The organism is Gemella taiwanensis, from assembly GCF_054054385.1.
Genome location: NZ_JBSMTL010000005.1, coordinates 73,162 through 97,408, shown reverse-complemented (window position 1 = coordinate 97,408; position 24,247 = coordinate 73,162). Strand labels below are relative to the sequence as shown.

At 29.4% G+C, this 24,247-nt stretch carries 25 protein-coding genes and 1 other RNA gene; 3 read left to right on the top strand and 23 right to left on the bottom strand.

The annotated features are described in order from the left end of the window. Positions 1 to 180 precede the first annotated feature (180 nt). Positions 181 to 627 (top strand): flavodoxin, encoded by a 447-nt coding sequence (locus ACWOA3_RS05565; RefSeq protein WP_003146855.1) that lies wholly within the window; start codon positions 181 to 183, stop codon positions 625 to 627. 40 nt (positions 628 to 667) lie between these two features. Here ACWOA3_RS05565 and ACWOA3_RS05560 read toward each other — a convergent pair whose 3' ends face one another. From ACWOA3_RS05560 to ACWOA3_RS05465, 20 genes are all read right to left on the bottom strand, one after another. After that, entirely contained in the window at positions 668 to 1,171 is a 504-nt protein-coding gene (locus ACWOA3_RS05560) for an RrF2 family transcriptional regulator (protein ID WP_003146856.1), read from the bottom strand. Positions 1,172 to 1,248: 77 nt separating this feature from the next. Further along, positions 1,249 to 2,376 (bottom strand): THUMP domain-containing class I SAM-dependent RNA methyltransferase, encoded by a 1,128-nt coding sequence (locus ACWOA3_RS05555; RefSeq protein WP_456884570.1) that lies wholly within the window; start codon positions 2,374 to 2,376, stop codon positions 1,249 to 1,251. A gap of 57 nt (positions 2,377 to 2,433) precedes the next feature. Beyond that, an RNA gene (gene rnpB / locus ACWOA3_RS05550) (RNase P RNA component class B) lies at positions 2,434 to 2,817 on the bottom strand. A 54-nt stretch (positions 2,818 to 2,871) separates the two neighbouring features. Next, on the bottom strand, positions 2,872 to 3,069 hold the full coding sequence (rpoZ, locus tag ACWOA3_RS05545; protein ID WP_003146858.1) for a DNA-directed RNA polymerase subunit omega: 198 nt from the start codon (positions 3,067 to 3,069) through the stop codon (positions 2,872 to 2,874). 9 nt (positions 3,070 to 3,078) lie between these two features. Next, positions 3,079 to 3,699 (bottom strand): guanylate kinase, encoded by a 621-nt coding sequence (gene gmk, locus ACWOA3_RS05540; RefSeq protein WP_456884568.1) that lies wholly within the window; start codon positions 3,697 to 3,699, stop codon positions 3,079 to 3,081. 167 nt (positions 3,700 to 3,866) lie between these two features. Further along, a complete protein-coding gene (locus tag ACWOA3_RS05535; protein ID WP_456884566.1) occupies positions 3,867 to 4,193 on the bottom strand; it encodes an AzlD domain-containing protein in 327 nt (108 codons plus the stop codon). Further along, the gene (locus ACWOA3_RS05530) at positions 4,180 to 4,707 is read right to left on the bottom strand and encodes an AzlC family ABC transporter permease (RefSeq protein ID WP_456884564.1); all 528 of its coding nucleotides are present in this window, start codon (positions 4,705 to 4,707) and stop codon (positions 4,180 to 4,182) included. The genes ACWOA3_RS05535 and ACWOA3_RS05530 overlap by 14 nt, the downstream gene beginning before the upstream one ends. A gap of 2 nt (positions 4,708 to 4,709) precedes the next feature. Then, a complete protein-coding gene (locus ACWOA3_RS05525) occupies positions 4,710 to 4,883 on the bottom strand; it encodes a hypothetical protein (RefSeq protein ID WP_456884562.1) in 174 nt (57 codons plus the stop codon). Positions 4,884 to 4,911: 28 nt separating this feature from the next. After that, positions 4,912 to 6,579, bottom strand: coding sequence for an NFACT RNA binding domain-containing protein (locus ACWOA3_RS05520; RefSeq protein ID WP_442566570.1), 1,668 nt, complete (start codon positions 6,577 to 6,579; stop codon positions 4,912 to 4,914). A 137-nt stretch (positions 6,580 to 6,716) separates the two neighbouring features. Further along, on the bottom strand, positions 6,717 to 7,481 hold the full coding sequence (locus ACWOA3_RS05515) for a TerC family protein (protein ID WP_456884560.1): 765 nt from the start codon (positions 7,479 to 7,481) through the stop codon (positions 6,717 to 6,719). Positions 7,482 to 7,493: 12 nt separating this feature from the next. Next, the gene (locus tag ACWOA3_RS05510) at positions 7,494 to 8,255 is read right to left on the bottom strand and encodes an iron ABC transporter permease (RefSeq protein WP_456884558.1); all 762 of its coding nucleotides are present in this window, start codon (positions 8,253 to 8,255) and stop codon (positions 7,494 to 7,496) included. Then, positions 8,255 to 9,097, bottom strand: a complete 843-nt coding sequence (locus ACWOA3_RS05505) for an ABC transporter ATP-binding protein (RefSeq protein ID WP_456884556.1) — start codon at positions 9,095 to 9,097, stop codon at positions 8,255 to 8,257. The genes ACWOA3_RS05510 and ACWOA3_RS05505 overlap by 1 nt, the downstream gene beginning before the upstream one ends. 175 nt (positions 9,098 to 9,272) lie before the next feature. Further along, positions 9,273 to 10,607, bottom strand: coding sequence for a branched-chain amino acid transport system II carrier protein (brnQ, locus tag ACWOA3_RS05500; RefSeq protein WP_456884554.1), 1,335 nt, complete (start codon positions 10,605 to 10,607; stop codon positions 9,273 to 9,275). A 283-nt stretch (positions 10,608 to 10,890) separates the two neighbouring features. Beyond that, positions 10,891 to 12,942 carry a type I DNA topoisomerase gene (topA, locus tag ACWOA3_RS05495; protein WP_456884552.1) on the bottom strand — a complete coding sequence of 684 codons (2,052 nt, stop codon included), beginning with the start codon at positions 12,940 to 12,942 and terminating at the stop codon, positions 10,891 to 10,893. A 77-nt stretch (positions 12,943 to 13,019) separates the two neighbouring features. Beyond that, positions 13,020 to 13,781, bottom strand: coding sequence for a type I methionyl aminopeptidase (map, locus tag ACWOA3_RS05490; RefSeq protein ID WP_003146873.1), 762 nt, complete (start codon positions 13,779 to 13,781; stop codon positions 13,020 to 13,022). Between the two features lie 14 nt (positions 13,782 to 13,795). After that, complete coding sequence (locus tag ACWOA3_RS05485; RefSeq protein ID WP_003146874.1) at positions 13,796 to 14,563, bottom strand: TIGR01457 family HAD-type hydrolase; 768 nt, start codon at positions 14,561 to 14,563, stop codon at positions 13,796 to 13,798. 212 nt (positions 14,564 to 14,775) lie between these two features. Next, a complete protein-coding gene (locus tag ACWOA3_RS05480; RefSeq protein ID WP_003146875.1) occupies positions 14,776 to 15,552 on the bottom strand; it encodes a phosphotransferase family protein in 777 nt (258 codons plus the stop codon). Positions 15,553 to 15,787: 235 nt separating this feature from the next. Next, positions 15,788 to 17,185 carry a dipeptidase PepV gene (gene pepV, locus ACWOA3_RS05475; protein WP_003146876.1) on the bottom strand — a complete coding sequence of 466 codons (1,398 nt, stop codon included), beginning with the start codon at positions 17,183 to 17,185 and terminating at the stop codon, positions 15,788 to 15,790. 14 nt (positions 17,186 to 17,199) lie between these two features. Further along, positions 17,200 to 17,907 (bottom strand): pseudouridine synthase, encoded by a 708-nt coding sequence (locus tag ACWOA3_RS05470; RefSeq protein ID WP_003146877.1) that lies wholly within the window; start codon positions 17,905 to 17,907, stop codon positions 17,200 to 17,202. Further along, positions 17,907 to 19,538, bottom strand: a complete 1,632-nt coding sequence (locus ACWOA3_RS05465) for a putative polysaccharide biosynthesis protein (RefSeq protein WP_231291944.1) — start codon at positions 19,536 to 19,538, stop codon at positions 17,907 to 17,909. The genes ACWOA3_RS05470 and ACWOA3_RS05465 overlap by 1 nt, the downstream gene beginning before the upstream one ends. 448 nt (positions 19,539 to 19,986) lie before the next feature. Here ACWOA3_RS05465 and ACWOA3_RS05460 point away from each other — a divergent pair, with 448 nt between their 5' ends. Beyond that, positions 19,987 to 20,370, top strand: coding sequence for a MerR family transcriptional regulator (locus ACWOA3_RS05460; protein ID WP_271965182.1), 384 nt, complete (start codon positions 19,987 to 19,989; stop codon positions 20,368 to 20,370). Between the two features lie 46 nt (positions 20,371 to 20,416). Beyond that, entirely contained in the window at positions 20,417 to 21,754 is a 1,338-nt protein-coding gene (gene glnA / locus ACWOA3_RS05455) for a type I glutamate--ammonia ligase (RefSeq protein ID WP_003146881.1), read from the top strand. A gap of 102 nt (positions 21,755 to 21,856) precedes the next feature. On the opposite strand, the gene trxA is transcribed toward glnA, so the two are convergent. The 3 genes from trxA to ACWOA3_RS05440 all read right to left on the bottom strand — a co-directional run bounded on the left by trxA (position 21,857) and on the right by ACWOA3_RS05440 (position 24,172). Continuing rightward, positions 21,857 to 22,162, bottom strand: coding sequence for a thioredoxin (gene trxA / locus ACWOA3_RS05450; protein WP_442566561.1), 306 nt, complete (start codon positions 22,160 to 22,162; stop codon positions 21,857 to 21,859). A gap of 84 nt (positions 22,163 to 22,246) precedes the next feature. Beyond that, the gene (gene groL / locus ACWOA3_RS05445) at positions 22,247 to 23,851 is read right to left on the bottom strand and encodes a chaperonin GroEL (protein WP_003146883.1); all 1,605 of its coding nucleotides are present in this window, start codon (positions 23,849 to 23,851) and stop codon (positions 22,247 to 22,249) included. Positions 23,852 to 23,896: 45 nt separating this feature from the next. Beyond that, positions 23,897 to 24,172 (bottom strand): co-chaperone GroES, encoded by a 276-nt coding sequence (locus ACWOA3_RS05440; protein ID WP_442566560.1) that lies wholly within the window; start codon positions 24,170 to 24,172, stop codon positions 23,897 to 23,899. Positions 24,173 to 24,247 lie beyond the last annotated feature (75 nt).

Sequence of the window (24,247 nt, the reverse complement as noted above, 5' to 3'; positions counted from 1 at the left end):
TTCCATATTGTACCTCCGTAATGTAAAAGATATTTAAATTAAACTACAATTTTCAGAAATTTTCAATAGTTTTGCTCAAAAAAATATATTTTATAAATTCTTTTTATTTACTTAATATTTTTAATAAGTTATAATAATGATTAGTTATTATTTATATATTAATAGAATGGAGGGATTTTTTTGAGTATTAAATTAGTTTACGCAAGTTTAACAGGTAATACTGAAATGTTATCTGATTTAATAATAGAAAAATTCGAAGAAGAAAAAGGTCTAGAAATAGAAAAACTATTTATCGAAGACATGGAAGATTTTGATTTTCTAGATGATGCAGATGCTTTTATCGTTGCAAGTTATACATATGGTGAAGGTGAACTTCCTGAAGAAATGGAAGAATTTTACGAAGCATTAGCAGATAAAAACTATGAAGGAAAAATCTACGGGGTTATTGGAACTGGTGATACTATCTACGATGAGTACTGTGTTTGTGTAGATCAATTCGATGAGCAAATCGCTAAAACTGGTGCTACTAATCCAACTGAAAATCTTAAAATTGAAATTGAAGCAGATACTGATGAAGATTTCGAAAACATTGATAAATTTATTGAAGCATTCGCTAGCGCTCTATAATAAAAAAAACGGTTATGATAAATCATAACCATTTTTTTATTTATCCTTTAAAGAAAACATTAACCCTTTCAAATTCGTCTTCCCAATTATTCCAATCTAATCTTATCTTAGAATTTTCTTCAAGAATATCCTCAACTAAATTTTCGATTGTAATTTCTTCTAATGAAGCTTTAATCGCTTTATTCACAGTATTAACCTTTTTCAAGTATTTACTATAACGTTTATCTACCGCTAAAGCACCTTCAAAAATTTTTGAAACATAATCTGTTTTTAGTGCAAAAATTTCTACTTCGTCATTTAGCGCTACATATATATCATATAAAGTAACTTTTTTATTTGACTTGTATTTATATCCCCCGCCAATACCAGTGTTAGCTTTTACTAGATCATTGACAACCAATTTTCTCATAATTTTTTTCAGATATGTTGGAGAAATATTTAAACGCTGGCTTATTTCCTTAGAATTCAAGAAAACATGTCTATCTTGAAGGTATAACATAACCATTATACAGATTGCTTGTTCAGTACTCTTTGTTAAATGCATAAACTCAACCTCTTTTCTTTTTAATATAACTCTACTTACATCCTTATTTTATGATATATTTTTATAATTGTCAAATGTTATCTTAATTTTTCTCCCCAGTATTGATAATAGGTACATTCAATGGAACCATTAAAAAGTTTTCTTCTTTTTGTTGCTTTTTTCCCATATAAATGTTCAAACATTTTATGAGATGTTAATAAATAAAGTGACCAATGTTTCTTATTTTTAAGCTCAGTTCCTAAAAACTTATACATTGCTTCTACTTCTTTTTTCTCACCAAGACGTTCACCATAAGGTGGGTTTGCAATTACACAACCAGTTTCTTTTTTCGCTACAAAGTCAAATACCGACATTTGTTTGAACTTAATTACTCCTGCAAGTCCAATTTCCTCAGCATTATTTTCAGCCGTCGCAATCATTTTAGGATCAATATCAGAACCATATAGTTCTAATTCTTTATCATAATCAATAAGATCTTCTGCCTTATTTCTTTCTTCATCTACAAGACTTTTTGGCATCCATGGCCACTTTTCAAAGTCAAAGTTTCTATTAATACCAGGAGCCATATTTTGAGCTGCCATAGCCGCTTCTATTAATAATGTTCCAGATCCACAGAACAAGTCATATAATGGTGTTTCACCTTTCCAGTTAGTTAATTTAACCATTGCTGCTGCTAGTGTTTCTTTTAACGGTGCAGTACCTTGTTTAGCACGGTATCCACGTTTATGAAGTCCATCTCCTGAAGTATCTAGTAGGATAGTTGCAATATCATTCAACATAATTATCTCTAATCTATATCTAGCACCAGTTTCTGTTAACCATCCTGTAACTCCATAACTCTTTTTCATTTTTTCTACAATTGCTTTTTTTACAATAGACTGACAGTCAGAAACACTAAATAATGTAGACTTATGACTACGTCCATCTACAGGGAACTTAGCATCTACTGGAAGATATTTATCCCATTCGATTGCTTTAGTTTTTTCAAATAATTCCTCAAAAGTATACGCTGGAAATTGTGCTACAACGATTTTTACCCTGTCAGCACATCTTAACCATAGATTTGAACGAACTATCGCTCTTTTATCTCCAGAATAATAAACTCTTCCATTTTCTACTTTTGTCTCATAACCTAACTCTTGAACTTCTTTAGCTACTATTGCTTCAATTCCCATTGGGGTTGTTGCTACTAAATTAAATTTCATCTCTTCCTCCTTAAAAAAAAGAGGCTCCTAAGAGCCCCTAGAACTAGTTGTTTTTCTTATCATAAGCCATATTCTGTATCTATCTTACTCAAACGAGACTAGTCTACTCTCGTAAAAATAGCTGTGATCATCTGTCTAAATATATATATATATATATTTCCTATTCCTACATTCATTTCTGCGGAATAAGTGCTTCTACCAAAATTTGAATTGCTCACTCAAGGGGTTTACCGCGTTCCACTTCTTATATTTCTATAAGAACTCCGTCACTGTGGCACTTTCAAGACATATAACCATATAGAAAACTACTTAGGTTATATTTTCTGCCGTCACCATAAGGTGCCTAAACTTATTTTTTCGTTTAGCGTTGAACACTACAAGCATCTCAGCCTGTGTGAGTATGGACTTTCCTCAGCATTTCTGCCGCGATCACTCAAAGAAAAACACTTATACTACTTTACACTAAAAATATTATTTTGTAAACAATATTTTAAACTATTTTTCTAAAACAGAAATTTTCCCTTCAGCAATTTCTTCTAATGCTTTACCTACTTCTTTGTGAGAAGTATATTTATCTAATTTTGCTGTTTCAGGGTTTGCAAATAATTCTCTTGCTCTTTTGCTTGCTAATGAAACTAACATATATTTTGAATTTACTTTTGATTTTAATACATCTAATTTTGGATATAACATCTTCTTCTCCTACATTTCTTCTAATTCTAATAATGCTCTTCTATATTTCATCTCTATACGTTCGCGTTTTAAATGTTCACTAAGTATAATTGCTTTGATTCTTTCTACAGCTTTATCTACTTCATCATTTTCTACTACATAGTCATAAAGGTGCATCATATTAATTTCTTTTTTTGCTTTAGCTATACGTGATTCTATTACTTCATCGCTTTCTGTACCACGACCTTTTAATCTATCTTTAAGATCTGCAATACTTGGTGGAGCTAAAAATATAAATAAGGCATCTGGGATTTTACTTTTAACTTTCTCAGCACCTTGAACTTCAATTTCTAAAAATATATCTTTTCCTTTTTCCATCGTCTCCCTAACGTACTTAACGGGAGTTCCATAATAATTGTTGACATATTGGGCATATTCTAATAATTCACCTTGTTGAATTAAACTTTCAAATTCTACTTTTGTCTTAAAGAAATAATCAACTCCATCTTCTTCACCAGGTCTCATGCCTCTTGATGTCATTGAAATTGAATATTCGAAGTCAACATCTTTACTTTCAAAAATTCTTTTTCTTACAGTACCTTTACCTACTCCTGAAGGTCCTGAAAGAACTATTAGTAATCCTTTCTCCATTTTTCGTATCCTTCTATTATGTTTTATTATCTTTTTATAATACCATAAATCGGAAAAAATATAAACTATAAACATGTATATTTAAGTTGAAAATTAATTTACTTATATTTTCTCAAAATTCTCAATTTTCTAGTATAGTTTACTTCTAATTCTTTATTTATATCTTCCTAAAAAGCATATCTTATTATCCCTAAAGATAATATTCCAACCGCAACAATAACGAGAAGACTTTTTGAAATAATAGCACTAACTACTGTAGGCAAAGATGCTAATAGATTTTCATAATTGATTTGAGGAAATTCTCCAATTTTTTGTATAAATAAACCATCAAACCACAATGCTGACATTATTACAATTGGTACAAAACTAAGATACTCAATTATCGCTTTTGGTAGATCAAATTTTTTCAATAGTACAAATGGAAGTACTCTTGATAGCCATGTTACAATTGTACATCCCAATATTGTTAAGAGAATATAACTAGTTGATAACATTCTTTAATACCACTCCTATCGCACATCCTATTAAAGTAACTACTATTATCAATACATTACTCGGAATAAAAATCATTCCAAAATATACTAAAAATAACACAACAATAATTACAATAAACTGGACCTTTTTCTTTATAGTAAAGTCTGAAAGAACTTGTAAATATAATAATCCTATAAACATTGCTACTAAAGCAAAATCTAAACCAAGAGATTTAGGATCCTTAACTATTCCCCCTAATAATGCTCCTGAAACTGATGAAGTAAACCATGTAAAATAAGATATTAAATTTGCTGCATTAAACCATTCATAAGTAAGATTTCCATTTGTATAGTTTTGCTTATTCATTCCTAAAGCAAAACTCTCATCTGTTAAAAAAGTACCTATTACTATATTCTTAAATACACTATAACGTTTAAAAAATGGAGCTATGGCCATACTCATTAATATCATCCTCGAATTAATTAGAAACGTTGCTAGAACGATTGAAAGTATAGGAGCACCGCTTGAGAGCATACTCACTGTAATAAATTGAGCTCCTCCTGCATAAATAATGACATTGCTCCTACAAAGAAAGGACTAATCCCCACTGAACTAGATATAATTCCAAATGCCAAACCTATACCTATATATCCAAATACGGTTGGTAATGTATCTTTTATAGCTGTTTTTACATCTAATTTATCATCCATATACTCACCTTCTTTTGATGTTTAATATTTAATTTTTATCATTTGTTAAAAGTTGTCCAATAAGATCTTTATCTATCTTTTGCTTAACAGTTTTTTGTCCTGTATACGTCACTAATCCAGGTTTAGCACCAGATATTTTTTTCACATTTTTTATTAATGTTCTGTCAACATTAACATATTCTTCATTTTTAAACTTCGAATAGTATGCTGCTAACATTGATGCAACTTCTATTGTATCTTCACTTGGATTATTATCAAAAATTACAACATGACTACCTGGAATATCTTTTGCATGAAACCATAAATAGTCACGTCTTGCTAATTTATTTGTAATAGTATCATTTTGAAGATTATTCTTTCCAACATATATTGCTGTTTCATTATGATAAATAATAAAATAATTACTCTTGTTCTTTTTCTTATTAATTTTTATCTTTTCTTTTAAAATACCATTAGCAATCAATTCTTCTTTAATTTCTGCTATATCTGTTTTATCCGCATTTTCAAGTTGGAATTTTATCGTCTCAAAGTATCCTAAATCTTCTTTAGCTATCTCTATTTGTTCAATCAGATTCTCAATGGTTCTCTTATTCTTTTTATAAAGATTAAAATATTTCTCCGAGTTTTTTTCAATAGTTAAATTCGGATCTAATTCTATCTTAATTTCAGACAAATCTTCACTATAAAAATTCTGTAACGTTACTGTTTCTGGTATCTCTCTTTTAAATAAATAAATATTAGAAATCAATAGCTGACCTTTTAATTTGTAATCATCTCTATTTTCAGCTTGAATAAGCTCACTTTCTAGTATACTTACCTTTTTATTTAGTCTATTTATTTTTGTATTAATAAAATTAAATAGTTTTCTGTCAGTATTCTTATTAATTGATTCTCTAGCTATATCCATATAATAGTAATCAAGCAATTGTGATAACGAATCAAACTCTTTACTATACTCTTTAACTTCAAAGAAGTAAAAATCCTTTTTACCATTTTCTTCAATCAAAATAGGCTTATTATACTTATCAAATTCCTCACAGAAGTTTAGAAAAGCATTTTTCAAATCCAACTCAGAATTTTTTTCGAAATACTTATTCAATAAAGCAGAAACACCATAGAAATTTTTCATTAAAAACTTGTTATCTTTATTCTCAAATTCTAAATTTTTATATTTGTCAAAGTCGAATGGATCATATTTTTCTTTAGTAGGAGGTAAAGTATAAGCCATGTTTGAAATTGTAGATCGTTTAAATTCAAGACTATAACTATTTTTCAATGATTCAAGTATAATATTATCTTCATTTGTTAAAATAATATTAGAATGTTTCCCCATTAGTTCTGTTATTAAATAATAGTATTTCTCATATCCAAGGTCATCAAAATTTTTAATTTTAAAAACCAAAATACGATCATTATTTACTTGCTTTATTTCTTGTATTATCCCACCTGTTAAGTATTTTCTAAGTACAGAACAAAAATTTGATGGTGTTGAAGGATTTTCATAACTATTATTAGTTAATTGTATTCTAGATGCACTTGGATTTGCTGATAGAAATAATTTCAAATTTTTCCCTTTTCTGATTGAAAAGACGAACTCATCTGTTGATAGATTATTTACTTTATTTATTCGCCCTTGTAATATAGTTTCTTCTAATTCTTTTACCATCTTTCTTACAAAAAAACCATCGAATGCCATTTTTCTCCTCCTAATTCTAATTCAATATATATCTTAAAATTATATCACATATCTTTCTATGTGTATATGAAAACCAGAAGTCTAAGTGAACACAAAAAAAAAGAGATAATAACTATATCATCTCTTTTTTCTATTTATTATTTATTTTCAAATCTTTTAGATACTAATACTCCCCATACTAATAATCCAAGTAATACAACCCAGAAAATAACAGTCCAAAGTGTTGAATGAGGAAAATCGTGTGGTATTAATCCTAATTTTTCATGGGCAGCTGCTATAACAAATAGTTTAATACCTACCCAGCCAACTATTAAGAAAGCTGCGATTTCTAATCCAGGTTTAGTTTCTAATACTTTAATAAAAATATTAGCTGCATAACGCATTATTATAACACCTACAAAACCACCTATTACCATAACTGAGAATTGTCCAAGGTTAATCCCTCCGATTGATGTCTCTGAGATATGTGGTAATGTAATTGCAATTGCCACAGCTGCTAAAATTGAATCGATAGCAAAAGCTATATCTGTAAATTCTACTTTTATAACTGTCGCCCAGAAACCACTTTGTTTTTTCGGCGCTTTTACTTCCTCTTCAGAATCTTTTTGTTTCTGTTTATTAAAAAATTCCTTGATGTGAGTACCAGCCATATATATTAAATATAGCCCACCTAGTACCTGTATTTCCCAATACTGTGCTAAAATTGTAATTAGGAAAATTGCAATTATTCTAAAAATTAATGCTCCTGCAAGACCATACATTAAAGCATGTTTTTGATCCTTCGGAGGAAGATGTCTAACCATAACAGCTAGTACAATAGCATTATCTGCCGACAATAATCCTTCTAATAGTATCAAACTAAGCAATACTATTACATACTGAATTAATATCTGTGTATCCATTTAAATCTCCTTCTATCCGAATATTTTTTTTATTAATCTTACTATAAAAATAACTATTACTAACCCAACAAAATTTAACACTACAGGTAAAAAAGTAGTAAGGTTAAATGAAATATGTTGATTCAAATTATTAAATGATTTAGTAAAAATAGTAAGCACACTATTATCTATTCTTTCACTTGCAAAGTTAAGCCTTGTTTTAATCATCTTAGCAATTACCTCTCCACCTAAAAAGTATAAAAGCGAGACAGAAATAGCTAAATTAGTATTATTGAATAATGTTAACGATAATAAAAATATAATATTTGCAAAAAGTAACAATAATATTAACATTGTTACGAATGCCCCAGCAGTATTTACATTCATCATAATCGATTTTATTTCACTAAATAAACTATTCTTACGAACAAATAATAAAGCTAATAAACTTGATACTATTATTACATAATAAACTAAAAAGTAAATTAAATTAGCTAAGATTGAAGAAAAATCTCGGACACTTTTCTTTTTATGAATCTCAAGAAAAACATTTACCTTTGAAACATAATCTTCTCTGTATGAAAAGATGTAATTTAATCCCATAATAAATAATATTACCACTAAATCTATTTTTAATACAATATTAAAAATAATATCCACCAAAGACTTATCAAAAAATAATGATAAAGATTCTAATTTAAAAACTATACCTAAATTTAATAAAATTAAAATTAATGCGAATAGATAATTAAATTTTCTTCTAAATAACTTACCAAATTCAATCCTAAAAAACATTATAAATCAGCCTCGCCCTCATACAATTTAATTTTCTCACCTAAGTTACGAATTTGATATACTTCAATATTATTTTTTAATAGGCTATATACTACTTCTTCAAGAACCTCTTCTCTTACTACTATTTCATTATCATGATATATAGTATACTGATATCCAGATAGTATATCATCTAGTTTTTCGTTGTCAGAAATATTAATAGCAGTAAGTTGTTTTAAGATTAATAAATCTTCAAGATTACCAAAATATGATTTAATTCCATCAGTAATAACTAGAACCTTATCTGCAATACTGTTATATCTATTTAACATAGTATCTAAAATAATTACATTGGCATTATTTGATTTATCCAAAATAAAGTCACTTATAACTTCCATATCTTCAGAAGTTAAATCTTTATCAGTATTATCAATAATAAGAACATTTTGATCTACGAGTATTGAAAATAGTGTATGAAATTTATTAACTTCGTTTGGAAGTAATTCCTTATACTTAGAACTTGATTTAAGATTTAAAGATTCTAAATCATTTTCTAAATCATCAATTGAAAATTTTACATTGAATAAATCTAATGCTACCTTTAAATTTTTTATTAATGTTAAATCATTATAAAATCCAAAATCCTTAGTGAATAATAGTTTTTGCTTACTAACATCTTCATTATCGAAAAGAATCTCCCCTTTATACTTCGTTCTTTTTCTAAAAGAATCTTTTAGAAGTTCTAAATCCTCTGATTTATTATTAATAATAGTTAATATTTCACCTGTGTCCACCTGTAAATCTAATTCTAAGATTGTATCTTTTTTTATTTTCTTTTTATATTCTCTAAATTCTAAAACCATTGCTTCTCCTAAATAAAAATAACAAAATTTTATTACTCTTTTTCTATATCTTTTTTTCCTCAAAAATATAAGATTACATCTTACTATAATACCATTGCTTTATCTCATTGTCAAAACAATAGTCAAAAAAATTAAAAGATGATAGAAGATTAAACTCCTATCATCTTTTAATTAATTATTTATTTTCTTTTACAAAGAAAGTTAAAACGATACCTAGTACAAAACCGATTAATGCAAAGTCTAACCATGCAAAATCTGCAGGTACTGGTAAGAATTTAACTTTTGCTAATAAATTATCAACAGCTGGTACTGCTAATTTAAATGTTGAAATTACAGTTGTATATAAACTAAATAATCCTGTAAATAATACTGTAGTTACATAAACAACTCTCTTTCCTCCAAAGAAATTATTTAAGAATCCTAATAGGATTAATACCATTGTTAATGGGTATAATAAAACTAGTACTGGTACTGCACCTTGAATGATTGCAGCTAATCCATAGTTACCTACTGCAAATGAGAATAAAGTAAGTGCAATAGCATAAGTTTTATAGCTAACTTTATCATACAATCTTACGAAATATGAAGAACAAGCTGTTACTAATCCTACACTTGTTGTTAGACAAGCTAAGAATACAATAACGAATAATAATAATTTACCAACGTTACCGAAGTAATAAGTTGTTGCTCCAGTTAATACTCCTGCACCTGTTTTTTGTAATCCTAATACTGAAACAGATGTAGCTCCAATATTTGAAATGAATACATAAACTAAAGCTAGTAATATAGCTGCAATAATTGCTGATTTTGCTGTGTTGTTAAACACTTCTTTCTTAGTTTTAGCTCCGTATAGTTTTACAGAGTTAATAACGATAATACCAAATACTAATGACGCCAATGCATCCATAGTATTGTATCCCTCCATTAAACCATTCGTAAATGCTAATGAAGTAGTAGCATATGTTTTAGTAGGTTCTTGAGCTACACCCATAGGTTTAACTAATGATGCAATAATTAATACAACCATTGAAAGTAGTAAAACTGGTGTAATTACTGTACCAATTCTATCTACTAGTTTATTTGGGCTAATAGCTAACCATAATGTTAATCCCATGAATAAAGCTAAGAAAATAGCTTGAGCAATTGTAGTATTTTCAGGTGCTACAAAGCTTGATAATCCTAATTCGTAAGTTGTAGTCCCTGTTCTAGGAATTGCAAAGAAAGGCCCGATTGTTAAGTATAATAAAGTCGTAAAAGCAATACCGAAACCTTTACCTGCTCTACTAGATAAATCTAATAAGTCCTCAGCTCCTGAGTAACCCATTACAATAACTCCTAAAAGTGGTAATCCCACTCCCATAATAATAAATCCTATCATCGCTGTAGATAAATTACTTCCAGCGTTTTGTCCTAGGAATGCTGGGAAAATTAAATTACCAGCACCAAAGAACAGTGCAAATAACATAAGTCCGATTGATATATATGGATTTTTCTTTAAAAATTTCAACATGTCATCTCCTCCAAATAATTTTTGTTTTTCAAAGTATGTTATATACAATAATATATTTATTAATATTTGTCAATAGATTTTTAAAAATATTTCATTTTTTGTTGGATAAATGTTTTAAATTTTCAGATAATTAACTCCTTAAATAACATAAGTTAATCGTTTTCTCGATTAATTTATGGTGTTTGAAGACGCTATTTTAATACTAATAAATTATTATCTATCAATAATTAAAAATTAAAAAGATTTGACAATTAAACAAATTATCAAATCTTTATTATTGTTTTTATTTTTTAATTTCTTCTTTGTAATCACAGTGATCACAATGAACACCTTTTTTACCTTCAAATAGAATATTATCACACTTAGGACAATTTCTATTTATCGGCTTATCCCATGATACAAAATCACAAGTTGGGAATCCTTCACATCCATAGAAAAGTTTACCTTTTTTAGATTTCTTTTCTAATATATCATGTTTCTTACATTTTGGACATTTTACCCCTACTTTTTTTTGAATTGTATTTGTATATCTACAATCAGGGAAATTAGAACAAGCTATGAATTTACCAAATTTACCTAACTTGAATACAAGTGGAGATGAACATTCTGGACAAGATTCACCAGTAAATTCTTGTTTTATCTCAACTTTTTCCATTTCTGATTCCGCTTTTTCTACATCTTTTCTAAAACCACTGTAGAAATTATAAATTGTTTTTTCCCATCCAACTTTTCCTTCTGCAATATCATCTAGCTGACTTTCAAGATTTGCAGTAAATTTTGTGTTAATAATATCAGGGAAATACTGTTCGGTAATTTTGCTTACTAATGTTCCTAATTCTGTTGGAGTAAATACTTTATTTTGCAACTTAGCATAATATCTTTTTTGTAGAGTATCCACTATTGTTGCATAAGTTGATGGACGACCTACACCTAATTCTTCAAGTTCAGCAATTAATTTTGCTTCAGAATATCTTGCTGGTGGCTGTGTGAAGTGTTGCTCTTCTTTCATCTCTTTAACCTTAGCATCTTCTCCAACTTCAAATTCTGGTGCTAATTTAACTTTTTCTTTTTCTTTTAATACTGCCAAGAATCCATTAAATAAAAGCTTAGAATGCGCTCCGCGATACATAACTTCATTATTTTCAAATGTAGTAGTACTCGTTTCATAAACTGCAGCACTCATACGACTCGCAAGGAATCTTTCCCAGATTAATTTATATAACTTATATTGATCATTTGATAAATATTCTTTAATAGAATCTGGGGTGAAATTAATGTTTGTTGGTCTTATCCCTTCATGAGCATCTTGAACATTCTTACTAGATTTTCTTGATTTTACTGATGTAGCTAAATAATCTTTACCAAAATTATTTAGTATATAATCACTAGCCATTTTTACCGCTTCATCAGATACTCTAGTTGAGTCTGTTCTCATGTACGTAATTAATCCGGTAACACCACCCAATTTTTTAAGATTAATTCCTTCATATAACTCTTGTGCTACACTCATAGTTTTACGAGTTTTAAAATTAATCTTTCTTGAAGCATCTTGTTGCATAGTAGAAGTAATATAAACATTAGGAGCATTCCTATTTTTCTTAGTTTTCGCTACATCCGTTACTTTAAATGTATCACCTGCTATAGCTTTTCTTATATTGTCTACATCTTTTTTGCTCTCAAGTTTAATCTTTTCACCTTTATACGAATAGAAATTAGCTGTTAAGACTTTTCTATTTTTAATAAAATCTATAGGCATTGACCAATATTCTTGAGGTACGAATTTTTGTATCTCTTCTTCCCTATCTACAATTAGTTTTAATGCAGCATTTTGCACTCGACCAGCAGATAACTTTGGTTTAACTTTTTTCCATAGAACTGGTGAAATATTATACCCTACAAGACGATCAAGAATTCTTCTCGCCTGTTGTGATTGAACTAAGTCCGTATTAATTTTTCTTGGATGCTTAATTGCATCCATTACCGCATCTTTTGTTATTTCATTAAATACTATTCTATTATCAGAATCATTATCTAATCCTAATATGTGAGCAATATGCCATGCTATTGCCTCTCCTTCTCTATCAGGGTCGGATGCTAGGAAAACTTTTTTCCCTTTTGCCTCTTTTTTTAGAGATTTGATTACATCACCTTTTCCTCTTATAGAAATATAATCAACATCCACACTCCCATTATCTAGTACTTCTACTCCCATTCTACTTTTAGGTAGGTCTCTTACATGACCTTTTGAAGATATTACTCTGTATTTTTTCCCTAGATATTTTTCAATAGTTTTTGCCTTTGAAGGAGATTCGACTATTACTAAATTTTCTGCCATTTTCTTCTCTCCATAATTTTTTAATAAGTAGTATCTTAAATCATTTTTATTAAATTGTCAACTTTTTTCAATGAAAATTAGTCTATTTTTGTTAAGATTAAGGGTTCTTGATTCTCACGGACAACAATTGTATGTTCATATTGAGCGATATATGAACCGTCATTTGCGACTAATTCCCATTCATCTCTATCTGAATTTCCTACAGTTTTTGCTTTTGTAGATACGAATGGTTCTACAGCCAAACACATACCATCTTTTAGGATAATGTTATCCCATGGGTCAAAATAGTTGAAAACATGTTGTGGCTCTTGGTGTAACGAAGTTCCAATTCCGTGACCTGTTAAGTTTTCAATTACTTCTAACTTATGTTCTTTAATTTTTTTGTGGACATTTTTCCCAATTTGATTAATTTTTCTTCCAGCAACAGCATGTTTAATACCTTCGTAAAATGCTTCCTTAGCAACTTCACAAACTTTTTCTTTCATCGGATCATCTACTTTACCTACTACAAAAGAAATACCAGTATCTGCATAGTAACCATCTTTACATCCTGATACATCGATATTAAGAAGATCTCCATCTTTTAAAATTTTAGTACTTGATGGAATACCATGTGCTGCTTGATAATTTAATGAAATACATGTATATCCAGGGAAATCATACTCAGTTATTGGAGCAGACTTTGCTCCATATTTTTCAAATAATTCTTTAGCAATATTATCAAGTTCTTTTGTTGAAACTCCTGGTACTGCTTTTTTTACCATTTCGTCTCTGATTGTTGCACAGATGAAACCTATTTCTTTCATTTTCTGTAATTGTTCTTCAGTTTTTATAATCATTTATATTCTCCTCGCTATTTAATCAATTGATATAAGTTTTCTATTGAATACGTTGGTTTTTTCTCTTTTTCTTTCAATTCTTCGAAGCTTGTCACACCTGTTTGAACATGAATTGTATCTATTCCGCTATTTATACCTGACATAATGTCTGTATCATAATTATCACCTACCATTACTATTTCATCTTTTCTATAATTGAATAATTTAATGGCAGATTCCATAATAATATTACTAGGTTTACCTATAATTGTAGCCAGCGTAGAAGTTGCATATTCCAAATATTTGACTTGCCCCCCATTACTTGGCGCGAAACCATGTGCAGTAGGTAATAATGTATCTGGATTAGTACCAATAAGTTCTGCTCCATTTAAAATAGCTTTAGTAGCAATAGCTAATTTTTCATATGTAAGTTCTCTATCTAGACCTACCACTACTGCTTCAACATCTTCTTCAGTATCCTTTTGGCAAAATAAACTAAGCGTATTCTTTACCCCAGCTTCTCCTATTACATATAAGTTTTTATATCCTTTAGATTCAAGATAAATTTTAGTAGCATCACTTGAAGTAAAAACATGTTCTTCAGAAGTGTATATAGCAAATTTCTTTAGATGCTCAGCGACATCTTTTGGTTCTTTCGTCGAATTATTTGTTAAAAATAAATAGTCTATATTCTTTTCGTTTAAATATTCAACAAATTCTTTAGCATACCTGATTTTTTTTTCTCCATTATATATAGTACCATCTAAATCTATCAGGTATAATTTATAATTTTTTATAGTCATGCTATTACTCCATAAGTTTCTATTAACATAACAGTAAAATCATCAAATTAAAATAATTTTCGTCTTAAAATATAAATTTATTAATTGATATTACTTAAGCTATATAAAATCACAATTTTGATTCATTTTAGCACATATTATGTTACTCTTTATATTTTACACCGTTTATAAAAAAAATAAAAGCATTAATTAGGTTTTTCCTATTTAATGCTTTAAATAAAATCTTTAAATATTCTATCTAAAAAGATTAACCATGAGTTCATTTCAGATAATTGTTTTTTCTCATGATACCAAACTATCATAATAACTGATTGTAACGTTATATACCACTTCAATCTATTTCTATATTTTAAAGTAGGCTCTTGCCCATATATCTCTAACCATTCATTCCACTCGCTTTGAGGAATATATCTATACAGTACAAATGAAATATCGATTGCCGGATCACATAATATTGAGTGTTCCCAATCAACTAAAAACAGTTTCCCTTGATCAGATAACAACCAGTTATCTTTATGTAAATCTGTATGACACGGCGTATACTCAACTTCATCAACCGGAATAGAATTCTCTAGATAATTAAGTGCATTTACTATATTACTATTTTTACGAAGTTCATCGGCAATAATTGATTTCAAATTATATAAGGAACTCGCAGCTGTTTCCTCTGTATATCCCTGAGCCTTCATTATTTTCTTTAATTTTTCAGATCCATGAACTTTTTTTAAAATTTCAGGAATTCGTCTATCAGTCATGTCTTCTGTATTTAATGTTCTACCATTTTCAAAATCCTGAGCAATTAATACATCTCCATTACTTATACGCTTAGTCCATCTTAATCTAGGTACTATTCCTTCTGCTGAAAGAGTTGCTATCATTGGAGTAGTATTTTTTTTAATAAAATATCTCTGATTATCTCTCGAACAAAAATAATCTTCTTGATATGTATCATCTAAAGTCCAGCCCATTTGATAATATTCTTTAGACATTTTTCTTACTGCTCCTTTCTTCAATCTCTTTTTCTAATTTTAAAAACTATAATGCACTATATATTTTACATTCTTTAATCATTTTTTTCAAGATGCTATTTTTAATTAAAATTAAAAATCTCAAAGATATTCTAATTTTAATATTAAAAATATATAAGAACATCTTTGAGATTGACTTTTTATGTTACCTTGTGCTCTAAAATTATTATATCAAATAAATATTTTTATATAATTTTTATTCGCAGCAAAGTTTGTAAATTCCTTCTGCATAAATCGCAGTTGCTAATAATAAATCTTCAATTTCTAAGAATTCATTAGCTTGGTGCATTGTATCTTGTTTACCTGGGAAAAGAAGTCCAAATGCTACACCTTTTTTCAGACATCTAGCATATGTTCCACCACCAAGTACAAATGCATCATTTTCAATATCTCCTGTATACTTTCTATATACATCCATTAGAGTAGTTACTAACTCATCATCTTTTGGTACGTAGTGCGCTTCTTTTGTACTAGTTACTTCAATATTTACATTATCAACTTTTATTGTTTCCAGTTTTTCAACTAGATTAAATTTCTTAGGATGACGGCAGTCAGTTGATACTACCCCAACTTTTTCTGATAAATCATATTTTAAAATACCATAGTTGTATGTTGATGCACCCATTTCATCATCAGAATAATTTATCCCTAATTTTTCACCGAATGGATCATTTGCTAATTTTTCTACTATATAGTTAACGAAGTTTTTACCATTAACATCTAATCCTAATGTGCTTAAAAATTCTGCTAATTTTGTAGCACCATTAATACCAAATTGTGGTGTTGATCCATGAGCAGCTTTACCTTTTAGAACAAGTTTAATTGTATTACCAACTTCAACTTTTCCTTCTAGTTTTTCATTTGCTAAGAATTTTTCAAATTTTTCTTTAATATCGCTAGCATCGCCTTCTAATTCAGCTTCTGCACTTGCAATAACCATATTAAGAACTTGTCCACCATTAAATTTAACAAGTTTGTATTCATAAGTTCCTTCTTCATCTATAAAGATTAATTTATGATCGAAAGTAACACGAGCTTTCTCAGCATAAACTAATGGGAACATAGCATCTGGTGTAAATCCTAAAGCAGGTTGTTCTTCATGTTTAAAGTATGATTCAACACATCTAAATCCTGTTTCTTCATCACTACCGATAATTAAACGAACACGTTTATTCCATTTTACACCTAATTTATCTAAAAGTTTTACAGCATAGTAAGCAGCCATTGTAGGTCCTTTATCATCTAACGATCCACGTGCATAGATTTTCCCATCTCTAACTTCTGGTTTAAACGGGTGGCTAATCCAATCAGCTTCAACTACTGGCACTACATCGACGTGACCAAGGATACCGAATAACTCTTCACCTTCACCAACTTCAATGTGACCAGCTTTGTTTTCTACTAATTTAGTTTTATAACCATCACGTTCTCCAAATGATAGAATTAAATCTAATGCTTCTCTTGGACCGCTACCAAAAGGTGTTTCCTCAGTTACATCAGTTCCTAAAATTGAACGAACACTTAATAAATCGAATAAATCTTTTAATAGATCCTCCTTATGATTTTGAACCTCTTGTTTAAAATTGATATTCATAATATATCCCTCCATTATTTATTTAAATTTTTTAGTTCCTTTTCTGTTAAATATCTATATTCACCTAATTTTAGATTTTCATCTAATTTTAATGATCCTATAGACAATCTCTTTAAGTATGTTACTGTAGTTCCTAGAGCTTTCATCATTCTTTTTACTTGATGAAACTTTCCTTCAGTTATAAATATACTTGCTCTACTTTTTTCTTCATTTGATTCGAGTATTTCTAAGCGAGCACTTTTACACTTATATCCTCCGTCTATAATAATTCCATTTTCGACAAGTTCGATATACTCATCTTTTAATTTTCCAGATACTTCAACATAGTATTTTTTTTCTACATCTTTTTTTGGGGAAATTAATTTATGAGCAAGCTCACCGTCATTCGTCAGTAACATTAATCCTTCAGTATCCTTGTCTAGTCTACCAACAGGAAAAACTTTATGTATGCGATCTTTTTCTTCTAAAATATCAACTACTGTTTTTTCAACCGCATCTTCTGTAGCTGATACAACATTTTTAGGTTTATTCATCATTATATAAATATATTTTTGATAAACTAACCTTTCACCATTCACTATAACCTGATCACTTAATTCATCGACCTTATAATCAGGAGATTTTACAAGAATATTATTAATCAATACTCCCTTTTTTATTATTTTTTTTGCTTCTGCTCTACTTAGCGTCGTCGTTGTACTTATAAATTTATCTAGTCTCACTATCCTCTTCTCCTCATATTTCTTAATGATGATAAGGTTATTGTTCTTCCAAACAAATACTTATCAAATTTCATTCTAGTAATACTAAAGAAGTAGACTACAGCGCCTATAACAGCACATATTATAATTAATATCATACTAGAGATTTTTGACTCAATAACAAAATTAGAGACAATCGAATCATAAACCGCAGCGACTGCGATAAACATAATGAAACAACTACTTAAAAGAATAATTAATTTTGATAAAAATTCTAAAACTTTAAGTTTAACAACACTATTTATTATTACTAAGTTAATTATAATCATAACTACATAAGTTGTTACTGAAGATAAAATTACACCGTTTGTCTCATAATTAACGACAAATGGAGTAATCGTCATGTATTTGACCGCCAATCCAATTACTATAGTTATAAGATTTATCATTTGTTTATTTATTGCTTGCATTATAACACTTGTTAAACTATAAAAAGAATATAAAATCGCAAGTGGTAAATAAAATCTAAGTAAATCTGCATTTATAAGACTTCGACTATAAAATGTAGAATATAGCGGATCAGCAAGAACAAACATACCAACCAAAGCTGGTAAGACCATCATCATAAGAGCCAATATGACTTTATTAATCTGCGTACTTACACTTACTTTATCACCTTGGGCAAATAATCGCGTAATAGAAGGTAAAAATGTACTTGAAAATGCTGGTGCGATAGCTACAGCTATCATTACTACTTTATTAACAAGTTGTAAAGCAGAGAACCTTCCATCAACAATATCAGCTTTTCCTATTTTTGTCATACCATGAATAAAATTGTGTTGATCTATTATATTTAAAATCGGAAATAATCCAACAATAAATATAAACGGAATTGAAACTGATAGAAATTCTTTTACTAACTCTCCAGTAGTAATTTCTATAGAATTACTATCTTTTGGAGTATTAAAATCTAAACTTCTTCTATATTTAGTATAAAAAAAGGATAGCGTAATTAAAGAAAACACAGCTCCTACTGCTGCAGCAAAAGTTGCACTAACATTCCCTTCAACGACTCCATAACCTAAAACTCTCATGATAAAGTATGTTGCTCCTAACATGAAAGCAATACGAGCTACTTGTTCTACAAATTGACTTAATGCTGATGGTAACATAATCTCATGACCTTGGAAAAGTCCACGAATACCTGCAGAAATCAATACAAGTGGTATTCCAAAACTCAAACTTTTAAGCACCAACGCTCCTTCTTGAGGTGTAAATTTTTGTTGGTTACTAATTAATATCTGTTCCGAAATAAATCCAGAACCGAAAAATAAAATACAAAAACCAATTATTCCCATTACAACAAGAATCCAAGAACCTAATCTATAGATTTTTCTACTTATACTATAAGCACCTAAAGCATTATATTTCGCAACTAATTTTGCAATTGCTAAAGGAACCCCTGCTGCAGAAACCTCCAGTATAGTAGCATAATAACTATATCCATAATTGAACAAGGCCATCTGCTCTTCTCCACCAATAATCTGATAAAACGGAATTAGATATACAGCTCCCAAAACTTTCGTCAAGATTAAACTTATGCTAAGTATAGCAGTCCCTTTAAACAAGGAATCTTTTTTCAAAATTTTCACATCCAAACTTAATATTTAATTGTAATTTATATTATCTTATAAGTATAAATATTGATAGCAAAATACTAAAGCACTAACTAAGCTGTATGCCGCCACCAACTTCAATACCTTATCCATACGTCTTTTTTTTATTTTTCTTTTTGCCACTAGCATTATGTACGAACCTAAAAGTAGAACAAACGAGATAATAAAAACTATAACAGATAAAAATATCGCCATACTATCATCCTTTCTTTTTTATATAGCTTTATTTTATCACGATTTCTAAAAATTTTAAACACACTTTATATATATATTTAAAAAAACTCTATAATAATGCTTCTTCTGTTAACATAAAATTTAAATGTTAGATTTTTTAACATATACTTTATTTTTCAATTTTATTTTGTTATTATACTAATAGATATAAAATATTTATTTCACAAAATCTAATCTGAGAGGTGCTTTTATGGGGTTTAAAGAATTACAAAAAAATCTTCCTGTTTTTTCTATAAGTGTAGTAACTAAGATTACGCAACTTACAGCTAGACAGATAAGATATTATGAAGAAAAAAAACTATTCACTCCTAAACGTACTGAAGGAAACACTAGGCTTTTTTCATTTAATGATATTGATAAACTATTAACTATAAAAGATCTACTTACAAAAGGTTTTAGTTTAAAAGCAATAGATGAAATAATAAATGAGAAAGACGTATCTGCTAAAACTACACAAATCAGACAAATTATTCACAACGATATATTTGCTGGTCCAAACGGATTACCTAGGGAACGCTCTATTGGACGAGGTGACTTATCAAGATTTTATAACAATAAAAAAAATAAATTTTAATGTTAGATTTTTTAACAAATTTTTTACAGAGTTTTAAGGAGAAGACATGGCTAAAACTATTACTAGAGAAGAAATTATTAAAAGAATTGAAGAAGAAAATGTTAAATACATTCGATTACAATTTACTGATATTACTGGAACTATAAAAAACGTAGAAGTACCAGTTAGTCAAATTGAAAAAGTATTAGATAACAAAATGATGTTTGACGGTTCATCAATTGAAGGTTTCGTTCGTATCGAAGAAAGTGATATGTATTTATACCCTGACTTAAATACATTCTTAGTATTTTCATGGGATAGTGAATATGGAAAAGTTGCTCGTTTTATCTGTGATGTGTACACAGTTGATGGCAAACCATTTGCTGGAGATCCTCGCGGTAATTTAAAACGAACTCTTGAAAGAATGAAAAAACTTGGTTTTGATACTTTAAATCTTGGACCAGAACCAGAATTCTTCTTATTCAGACTTAAAGAGAATGGTGAACCAAGTTTAGAATTAAATGATAATGGTGGATATTTCGACCTTGCTCCAGTTGATTTAGGAGAAAATGTTCGTCGTGACATTGTACTTGAATTAGAACGCCTTGGTTTTGATATCGAAGCAAGTCACCATGAAGTTGCACCTGGTCAACATGAAATCGACTTTAAGTATGACGATGTAATTTCAGCTTGTGATAATATTCAAACTTTCAAATTAATCGTTAAAACTATCGCTAGAAAACATGGACTACATGCTACATTCATGCCAAAACCTATCTTTGGTATTAACGGATCTGGTATGCACTGTAACGTTTCATTATTTAGTAAAGGTGAAAACAGCTTTTACGATAAAACTAGTGAAAATGGTTTAAGTGAAGTTGCTTCACACTTTATCGCAGGAATTCTTAAACATGCTCGCAGTTTCACAGCTGTTTGTAACCCTACTGTAAATTCATACAAACGTCTAGTACCAGGATACGAAGCACCTTGTTATGTTGCATGGTCAACATCTAACCGTTCTCCTCTAGTACGTATCCCAGCAGCTCGTGGTAAATCAACTCGTGTTGAAGTTAGATCGGTAGATCCAGCAGCAAATCCATACTTAGCTATGTCTACTATTTTAGCAGCTGGCTTAGATGGTATTGAAAATAAACTTATTCCGGCTGAAGAAGTTAGAAGTAATATCTATGTTATGACTCCTGAAGAAAGAATTGCTAATGGAATCGATGAATTACCATCAACATTATACACAGCCCTAAAAGAGTTATCTTCATCTTCTATTATGAAAGAAGCTCTTGGTGAACACATTTTCTATAACTTTATAGAAGCAAAATCAATCGAATGGGATTCATTTAGAACTCAAGTTACCGATTGGGAAATTGATCAATATTTAAAAAATTATTAATATTAAAAAAATCAGGAATAATTCGCAATCGAGTTATTCCTGTTTTATAATATTTAAGGTAATAAAGGCCACAGAAAATTAATCCTGTAGCCTCTTTTTTTATTAGTATTTTGATAATAATTCTAATAATGCTTCTTTTGGTTGGTATCCAGTTTTTTCTTCTAATACTTCACCATTTTTCATAATTAATAGTGTAGGAATTGACATAATTCCATATTCACCAGCTGCTTCTTGATTTTCATCAACATTAACTTTATAAAATTCAATGTTAGTTAATTCATTAGAAACCTCTTCTAATACTGGTGCTAACATTTTACAAGGACCACACCATGGTGCCCAAAAGTCAAATACTTTTACACTATCAGTTTTTGATAGTTCAAAAAATTCTTTATCTGTAATTTCTCTCATTGTTTCCGTCTCCTTTATTACTTATGTTTTTATTTTATAATATCATAAAAAAATATTCAAATTATTTGTCTTACTAATAATTTACTACATCATTGGCATTTGAGGTTGCATAGGTTCATCCTTTGAAACATCAGCTACTACTGCTTCTGTTGATAAGAATAAACTTGATACACTCGCTGCATTTTGCAAGGCAGAACGAGTAACTTTTGTCGGGTCTACGATACCAGCTTTGATCATATCTACCCATTCTTCAGTAGCTGCATTAAACCCATATCCAACTTCAACTTCTTTCAATTTAGCCACGATAACACTACTCTCTAATCCAGCATTTTCAGCAATTTGACGAACTGGAGCTTCAAGAGCTTTTTTAATTATGTTAATACCTGTTTGTTCATCACCAGTTGCTTCTAGTTTTTCAACCTCAGATATTACTTGAACAAGTGCTGTTCCACCACCAGGAACTATACCTTCTTCTACCGCGGCACGTGTTGAATTTAAAGCATCTTCTATACGAAGTTTTCTTTCTTTTAATTCAGTTTCTGTTGCTGCACCAACTTTAATTACTGCAACACCACCTGAAAGTTTCGCTAGTCTTTCTTGTAATTTCTCACGATCAAATTCAGAACTTGATTCTGCATATAGTGCTTTTATTTGTTGAGTTCTACTTTCAATTTTTTCTTTATCACCTTTACCACCAACAATAACAGTATTGTCTTTAGTAACATTAACCTTAGCTGCTTTACCTAGCATTGTAATATTAGCATCTTTTAGCTCAAGACCTAAATCGTCAGTAATTAATGTTCCACCTGTTAAAATAGCAATATCTTCTAAAATTGCTTTTCTTCTTTCACCAAATCCTGGAGCTTTTACAGCTACAACATTAAATGTACCACGAAGTTTGTTTACAACAAGTGTAGCAACAGCTTCTTGCTCAATATCATCTGCAATAATTAATAGTGGTTTAGTGGCAGCAACTACTTCTTCAAGTACTGGTAAAATTTCTTGAACCGCACTAATTTTCTTATCTGTTACAAGGACATAAGGATTATCTAAGTCAGCAATCATTTTCTCAGTATCACTTACCATATAAGGAGATAAATAGCCTCTGTCAAATTGCATCCCTTCTACTACTTCTAGCGTTGTCTCAAGACCTTGAGATTCTTCGATAGTAATAACACCATCATTCCCTACTTTATCCATAGCTTCTGAGATGAATTTTCCTATTTCTTCATCAGCTGCTGAAATAGCTCCTACTTGTGCAATTTTATCTTTAGAATCCACAGTTACACTAATCTCACGAAGTCGTTCTACAGCTACTTTTACAGCTCTTTCCATACCTTTTCTAATTCCAATTGGATTAGCTCCGCTTGTAACATTTTTTAAACCTTCAGTTATCATTGCTTGAGCAAGTATTGTCGCAGTAGTTGTACCATCTCCTGCAATTTCATTTGTTTTATTTGCAACTTCAGCTACTAACTTTGCTCCCATATTCTCATATGGGTCTTCCAGTTCAATTTCTTTAGCAATTGATACACCATCGTTAGTTATTAATGGCGAACCAAATTTTCTATCTAGTACAACATTTCTCCCTTTTGGTCCTAATGTTATTTTTACAGCATTTGCTAATTTATCCACACCAACTTTCATCGATTGACGTGCATCTTCTGAAAATTTTAATTCCTTTACCATGATTCCTCCTATAATACTAAAATATCTTCTTTTTAAAATACGAACTTAATCTTCAATAACAGCTAAAACTTCTTCTTCATTAACTAAGAAGTACTCTTCGTTTTTAAAATTTACCTTTTTATAGTTATCTGAAAATACTACTTTACTTCCTGCCGTAAGTTCTCCATCATTATCTTTTGATAATAAACAACTTTCTCCTAAAGCAACAACTACTGCAATATTTGAAGTCTCTTCTTTTGAAGCTAATACTATTCCGCTAGTCGTTGCTTTTTCTTCTTCTACTTTTTTTAATAATACATTATCAAATAATGGTTTAATCATATTAATAACCTCTTTTAAAATTTTTATTCTATATACCTTCTGAAATATATAATAAAACAAAAGTCAAAAAAAGTC